The organism is Hydrogenivirga sp. (assembly GCF_056450045.1).
Map to the genome: position 1 here is coordinate 1 of NZ_JBWONM010000209.1, position 5,694 is coordinate 5,694.

Annotated in this window: 8 protein-coding genes, 1 tRNA gene and 1 pseudogene; all 10 read left to right on the forward strand. The window is 51.6% G+C overall.

What is annotated here, in order from left to right:
* A partial coding sequence (gene tuf / locus AC1HCM_RS08600; protein ID WP_479461361.1) for an elongation factor Tu occupies positions 1-984 on the forward strand: 984 nt, incomplete at its 5' end.
* 10 nt (positions 985-994) lie between these two features.
* The gene (gene rpmG, locus AC1HCM_RS08605; RefSeq protein WP_479461362.1) at positions 995-1,153 is read left to right on the forward strand and encodes a 50S ribosomal protein L33; all 159 of its coding nucleotides are present in this window, start codon (positions 995-997) and stop codon (positions 1,151-1,153) included.
* A 1-nt stretch (position 1,154) separates the two neighbouring features.
* Positions 1,155-1,228 (forward strand) — tRNA-Trp (locus AC1HCM_RS08610).
* Positions 1,229-1,242: 14 nt separating this feature from the next.
* Positions 1,243-1,437, forward strand: a complete 195-nt coding sequence (gene secE, locus AC1HCM_RS08615; RefSeq protein WP_479461363.1) for a preprotein translocase subunit SecE — start codon at positions 1,243-1,245, stop codon at positions 1,435-1,437.
* Positions 1,437-2,162 (forward strand): transcription termination/antitermination protein NusG, encoded by a 726-nt coding sequence (gene nusG, locus AC1HCM_RS08620; RefSeq protein ID WP_479461364.1) that lies wholly within the window; start codon positions 1,437-1,439, stop codon positions 2,160-2,162. The genes secE and nusG overlap by 1 nt, the downstream gene beginning before the upstream one ends.
* Positions 2,163-2,173: 11 nt before the next feature.
* Positions 2,174-2,611, forward strand: coding sequence for a 50S ribosomal protein L11 (rplK, locus tag AC1HCM_RS08625; protein ID WP_479461365.1), 438 nt, complete (start codon positions 2,174-2,176; stop codon positions 2,609-2,611).
* Positions 2,612-2,615: 4 nt separating this feature from the next.
* Positions 2,616-3,344, forward strand: a complete 729-nt coding sequence (gene rplA, locus AC1HCM_RS08630) for a 50S ribosomal protein L1 (protein WP_479461366.1) — start codon at positions 2,616-2,618, stop codon at positions 3,342-3,344.
* A gap of 12 nt (positions 3,345-3,356) precedes the next feature.
* The gene (gene rplJ, locus AC1HCM_RS08635) at positions 3,357-3,902 is read left to right on the forward strand and encodes a 50S ribosomal protein L10 (protein ID WP_479461367.1); all 546 of its coding nucleotides are present in this window, start codon (positions 3,357-3,359) and stop codon (positions 3,900-3,902) included.
* Positions 3,903-3,914: 12 nt separating this feature from the next.
* Complete coding sequence (gene rplL, locus AC1HCM_RS08640; RefSeq protein WP_479461368.1) at positions 3,915-4,301, forward strand: 50S ribosomal protein L7/L12; 387 nt, start codon at positions 3,915-3,917, stop codon at positions 4,299-4,301.
* 128 nt (positions 4,302-4,429) lie between these two features.
* Positions 4,430-5,694 (forward strand): annotated as a pseudogene (locus tag AC1HCM_RS08645) (DNA-directed RNA polymerase subunit beta); the annotation flags it as partial.

A 5,694-nucleotide genomic window follows, 5' to 3' on the forward strand; every position in this document is an offset into this window, starting at 1 on the left:
AGACACTATGCACACGTTGACTGTCCCGGACACGCAGACTACATCAAGAACATGATAACCGGAGCAGCACAGATGGACGGAGCGATTCTGGTCGTCTCAGCAGCCGACGGACCGATGCCCCAGACAAGAGAACACGTTCTTCTTGCCAGACAGGTCAACGTTCCCTACATAGTCGTTTACATGAACAAGTGCGACATGGTTGACGACGAAGAGCTCCTTGAACTCGTGGAGCTTGAAGTAAGAGAACTCCTGACGAAGTACGAATTTCCCGGGGACGAAGTACCCGTAATAAGAGGCTCAGCCCTCGGAGCACTCCAGGAACTTGAACAGAACTCTCCCGGCAAGTGGGTAGAGAGCATAAAAGAGCTGCTCAGTGCCATGGACGAATACATACCCACCCCCCAGAGGGACATGGACAAACCCTTCCTCATGCCAATAGAGGACGTATTCACCATATCCGGAAGGGGAACAGTCGTTACAGGAAGAGTAGAGAGAGGAGTGCTCAAGCCCGGAGAAGAAGTTGAGATAGTAGGGCTAAGGGAAGAGCCAATAAAGACAGTGGCAACCTCAATAGAGATGTTCAGGAAGATACTTGACGAAGCACTACCCGGAGACAACGTAGGGGTTCTGCTGAGGGGAGTAGGAAAAGACGACGTAGAGAGGGGACAGGTGCTGGCAAAGCCGGGGAGTGTGACACCCCACAAGAAGTTCAGAGCACAGGTATACATACTCAGCAAAGAAGAAGGCGGGAGGCACACACCCTTTTTCCTGAACTACAGACCCCAGTTTTACTTCAGGACAGCGGACGTAACGGGGACAGTGGTGAAGTTACCCGAAGGAGTGGAGATGGTTATGCCTGGGGACAACGTAGAGCTTGAGGTAGAGCTGATAGCACCAGTTGCGATGGAAGAGGGGCTTAGGTTTGCTATAAGGGAAGGAGGAAGGACAGTAGGTGCTGGTGTCGTTACCAAAATTCTGGATTGAGGAGTAGGATATGGCGAGCGCTCGTGAGATAATCACCCTTGCATGTACGGAGTGCAAGAGGAGAAACTACACAACCACCAAGAACAAGCAAAAGCATCCTGAGAGGCTTGAGCTCAGGAAGTACTGCAAGTGGTGCAGGAAACATACCTTGCATAGGGAGGTCAAATAAAGGGGCAGTAGCTCAATTTGGCAGAGCGCGGGACTCCAAATCCCGCGGTTGGGGGTTCGAGTCCTCCCTGCCCCGCATGGAAGAGTTCTATGGGAAAGCTAAAGGAGTTCCTTCAGGGAGTAAGGGCAGAGCTCAGGAGAGTATCCTGGCCCGATAGAAAGCTCGTCACCAAGGCTACAATAAGTGTTATAATTTTCTCTTTGGTTGTAGGGGTTTACCTCTGGGTGCTTGACCTTGCTTTTACTAAGATCTTATCTCTTATATTTGCGCTGAGAGGAGCTTGATGGAAGAGAAACAGTGGTACGCTCTTCAGGTTGAGGCTGGGAAAGAGGTCGCTGCGAGGGAGAATCTGCTTAAGGTTCTTGACCTTGAAGGACTTAGAGACCTCGTTGAGCAGGTGGTTGTCCCGGCGGAGGAGAGGGTAGTGATACGCGCCCAGGGGAAGGAGAAGTACAGGCTCTCCCTGAGGGGGAACAACAGGGATATAAGCGTGCTTGGAAAGAAGGGTGTTACCACCTTCAGGATAGCGGACGGTAAGGTGAGCGTTGTTGAGAGTGCTGAGGGTGACAGCTGTCTCAACGCCCCACCCATATCAAAGCCCGGTCAGAAGCTTGTCTGCAAGGACAACAAGACGGAGGCGAAGATAATCCTGGACAACAAGATGTTCCCCGGGTACATACTCATAAAGGCAAAGATGAACGATAAGCTTTTGAGAGCTATAGAGAAGACGCCCCACATATACAAGCCCGTCCTCGTGGGAGGAAAGGTTGTACCTCTGAAGGAAGAGGAGGTCAACAGGATACTTGAACAGGTCCAGAAGGGAGTCAAGACGAGGAAGGTTGAATTTGAGAAGGGAGACCAGGTCAGGGTTATAGAGGGACCCTTCATGAACTTCACCGGGACGGTAGAAGAGGTACATCCCGAGAGGGAGAAGCTCACCGTTCTCATAAGCATATTCGGAAGGCTTACTCCGGTGGAGCTTGACTTCACACAGGTTGAGAAGATTTAGGAGGCTCAGAAATGGCTAAGAAGGTGGTAGGAACTATTGAGCTTATGCTCCCTGCCCAGCAGGCATCTCCGGCACCACCTGTCGGTCCAGCCTTGGGTCAGCACGGGGTTAACATAATGGAGTTTGTCAAGCAGTTCAACGCTGCCAGCAAGGACTTTGAACCCGGCACAGTTCTCCCCGTTGTGATAACCGTCTATCAGGACAGGAGCTTCACCTTTATAATGAAGACCCCGCCCGTGTCTTACCTTCTCAAGAAGGCTGCAGGCATAGAGAAGGGAGCGGCAGACCCAAAGAGGCAGAAGGTAGGCAGGGTGACCCTCAAACAGGTTGAGGAGATAGCAAAGACAAAGCTCAAAGACATGAACACCGATGACCTTCAGGCGGCAATAAGAACCATCGCCGGGACTGCCAGAAGCATGGGCATAGAGATAGAAGGATTTAAGGAGTAGTGCCATGGCGAGGAGAGGAAAGAAGTACCTTAAGGCTTTGGAGCTGATTGACAGGAACAGGACCTACACCGTTGAGGAGGCTGTCTCTCTTCTCAAGAAGATAGCCGAGGTTACCCAGAGGGGCTTTGACGAGACGGTGGAGCTTGCAATGAGGTTGAACGTTGATCCCAAGTATGCAGATCAGATGGTCAGAGGATCGGTCGTCCTACCCCACGGTCTTGGTAAGCCGATAAAGGTTCTCGTCCTTGCAGAAGGTGAGGACGCCAAGAGAGCTGAGGAGGCTGGGGCAGACTACGTCGGTGGTGAGGACCTGATAAACAAGATCCTCAAAGAGGAGTGGATAGACTACGATGTGGTGATCGCTACGCCTGAGATAATGCCCAAGGTAGCGAGGCTGGGTAGGATACTTGGTCCGAGGGGACTCATGCCCAATCCCAAGACCGGAACGGTAACCAAGAATCTGGAACAGGCTATAAGGGATGCCAAGAAGGGTAGGGTTGAGTTCAAGGTTGATAAGGCTGGCAACGTCCACATGCCCGTTGGCAAGGTCTCCTTTGATGAGGACAAGCTGATAGAGAACATCTACACCGCAATTGATGCGGTTGTGAGAGCTAAACCCCCGGGAGCGAAGGGGCAGTACATAAAGTCAATAACCCTGTCCACCACCATGGGACCGGGGATAAAGATAGACATACCTGAGACGATGAAGAAGCTGCAGGAACTTGCAGCTTAAAGGAGAGGTAAGATGGCACAGGAACGCAAGAGCCTTCTGAGGAAGAAGGAGCTGGTTGCCTCTTACAAGGAGAGGCTAAACAGGTCAAACGGTTTCGTTGTCTTCTTTAACTTTGAGAAGATAGACGCCCTTCCCCTCTCGGTTCTGAGGGCTAAGATCAGGGCTACCCAGGGAGAGGTCCTCGTCGGGAGGAACACCCTGCTATACAGAGCTTTTGAGGACACACCCCTCGTTGACCACAGGGACATATTCATCGGTCCCACCGCAGCCCTCTTCGCTTACGAAGATGTTGTAGCAACAACAAAAGTTCTCGTTGATTTCCTCAAGGAGACCTTTGATAAGGAGTACAGGGACAGGATAAAGGGCGGGCTCCTTCAGGGAAGATACTTAACACCTGAGGATGTCGTTGCCCTCGCGGAGTTGCCAAGCAGGGAGGAGCTGGTTGCAAAGCTCCTCGGGGTTCTCATGGCTCCCGTAACCCAGCTCGCCATGACCCTGAAGGCGGTTCCTCAGAAGCTCGTTATGACATTGAAAGCTATAGAAGAGCAAAAATCTTAAGGAGGTTTGGTTATGGCTACACTCACCATTGACGAGATTGTTGAGGCTATCAAGAACATGAGCGTTCTTGAGGTCGCTGAGCTTGTTAAAAGGCTTGAGGAGGAGTTCGGTGTATCCGCAGCCGCCATGGTTGCAGCAGCTCCTGCCGCCGGTGGTGCTGGGGGTGCGCCAGCTGCCGCAGAGGAGAAGACGGAGTTTGACGTCATCCTCAAGTCCCCCGGAGGCAACAAGATACAGGTGATAAAGGTGGTCAGGGAGATCACCGGACTGGGTCTCAAGGAGGCTAAGGAGCTCGTTGACAACGCACCCAAACCCATAAAGGAAGGGGTCTCCAAGGAGGAGGCTGAGCAGATAAAGGCGAAGCTGGAAGAGGCAGGAGCAGAGGTAGAGCTCAAGTAATAGTGGATTACTTCCAAAAGCCTTCTTTTGAGAGCAGGGTGTCCCGAAACGGGATGCCCTTTTCTGCGTTTTTGACCGCTTGTGTTAAAATATTTTATTTGCCACTAAATTATTAAGGGGTGGAAAGAATGAGAAATGCAGCTCTTCCAAGGAAGTTCTTCGGGAGGAGAGAAGAGATAATAGAACCTCCCTACCTTTTAAGTGTACCAAAGAGTTCCTTTGAGAACTTCATCCAGTTAAAGAAGGCACCCCAGGAGAGGGAGAACATAGGACTGGAGTACATATTCAGGACCTCCTTTCCCTTCGTGGATCCCGATGGGAACATATTCTTAGAGTACCTCGGCTACGAGATAGGGGACTGGGAATGTAACTCCTGTGGTTACAAGCCGGAGTCCGACTTCCTTGGCGGTTGGGGAGTGGAGTGTCCTAAGTGTAAGGGTAAGCTCGTTTACAAGGAAAAGTACACCCCCGACGAGTGCAGGATAAAGGGGATGACCTACTCCGCCCCCCTCAGGGTCATGTACAGGCTGAAAGTGAAGACAAAGGAGGGTGAGAGAGAGACTTCCCCGAAGAAGGTTTACTTTGGAGAGATACCCCTTATGACGGACTGGGGCTCCTTCATCATAAACGGGAGCGAGAGGGTAATAGTCAACCAGCTCATCAGGTCAACTGGGGTGTTCTTTGAAGAGAAGGAGGAAAAGCAGAAGGACGCTACGATAACGAGGATAATATACAGAGCGAGCATAATACCCGACAAGGGTTCAAGGATAGAGTTTGAGCTCTCCGGAACAACGGACACCTTCCATGCCAGGGTTGACCGGAAGAAGGTGAGCGGTATAGCTATACTCAGAGCCTGGGGCTTTGAGACCGCCTACGAGATACTCTCCAACTTCTACGAGGGCGTTAGGAAGCTCGTGGTCAGGGACGGTGCCCTCTTTGATTCAGAGACGGGAGAGGAGTACAGACCCGAGGACCTTGAGCACCACTACATCTTCGCTCTCCTGAGGTACAGGGCAAAGCTTGAAGACTCGGACAAGGAGAAGGAGTTCATAGAGGAGAGGTACATAGAGGAGTGGGAAGGTCTTGACCTTCTGCTCAAGGATGAGAGGATAAAGGTTGAGGCTGTCACAATCCTTCCCAACGAGAATGCGGTAAAGAGCCCTTACGCAAAGATAGTTGTTGATACCCTCGCCAACGAGACCACACCGAGGGAGCCCGACAAGATGAGCGTGGTCAAGGTTCCCGCTGAGTTCAGCCTGAGAGAGTACGGCTACATGGAGATATACAAGAAGCTCAGGCTCGTAGAGACCATGACCATGGAGATAGAGAACCTGATTGAGAGGGCTCGCTCCTACTACGAGGTATTCTTCAACCAGATAACGAGATACGACCT

Excerpts from the sequence above, each read along its gene's own strand:
- rplJ (WP_479461367.1), top strand. The coding sequence starts at position 3,357 with ATGGCACAGGAACGCAAGAGCCTTCTGAGGAAGAAGGAGCTGGTTGCC.
- rplL (WP_479461368.1), top strand. The coding sequence starts at position 3,915 with ATGGCTACACTCACCATTGACGAGATTGTTGAGGCTATCAAGAACATG.
- rpmG (WP_479461362.1), top strand. The coding sequence starts at position 995 with ATGGCGAGCGCTCGTGAGATAATCACCCTTGCATGTACGGAGTGCAAG.
- nusG (WP_479461364.1), top strand. The coding sequence starts at position 1,437 with ATGGAAGAGAAACAGTGGTACGCTCTTCAGGTTGAGGCTGGGAAAGAG.
- secE (WP_479461363.1), top strand. The coding sequence starts at position 1,243 with ATGGGAAAGCTAAAGGAGTTCCTTCAGGGAGTAAGGGCAGAGCTCAGG.
- rplK (WP_479461365.1), top strand. The coding sequence starts at position 2,174 with ATGGCTAAGAAGGTGGTAGGAACTATTGAGCTTATGCTCCCTGCCCAG.
- rplA (WP_479461366.1), top strand. The coding sequence starts at position 2,616 with ATGGCGAGGAGAGGAAAGAAGTACCTTAAGGCTTTGGAGCTGATTGAC.